A 340-nucleotide genomic window follows, 5' to 3' on the forward strand; every position below is an offset into this window, starting at 1 on the left:
AGCCCCCAGTATACATAACGGGGAATGTCCGCTTCTTTATCGTAAATGCCGAAAACACCGCATTCTTCATGAAGTTTATCCCATACCAAATCGTATTGCATAGTTCCTCCTGATTGATTCTACGCCTGATTGAGTTGCTTTTGTAAATTTACGTTCTTCGCTTCTACCTGAGCCGTCATATCCGCACGATAGGCCTTATATTTACCTGCCAGTTGGGCATCGCCTACCGCCAGGATTTGAATAGCCAAGAGGGCTGCATTCTTCGCCCCGTTTACGGCTACTGTCGCTACGGGCATGCCCGACGGCATTTGTACTGTCGACAAAAGGGCATCCATACCGC

Annotated in this window: 1 protein-coding gene; it reads right to left on the reverse strand. The window is 48.5% G+C overall.

Annotated features, from left to right (window positions below; all coding sequences use genetic code 11):
- Positions 1 to 119 precede the first annotated feature (119 nt).
- Positions 120 to 340 (reverse strand): AIR carboxylase family protein (locus PGX78_RS07000; protein ID WP_270446125.1); only part of this gene is annotated, 221 nt, incomplete at its 5' end.

The organism is Megasphaera sp. AF13-6AC (assembly GCF_027685385.1).
Classification (GTDB): domain Bacteria; phylum Bacillota; class Negativicutes; order Veillonellales; family Megasphaeraceae; genus Megasphaera; species Megasphaera micronuciformis.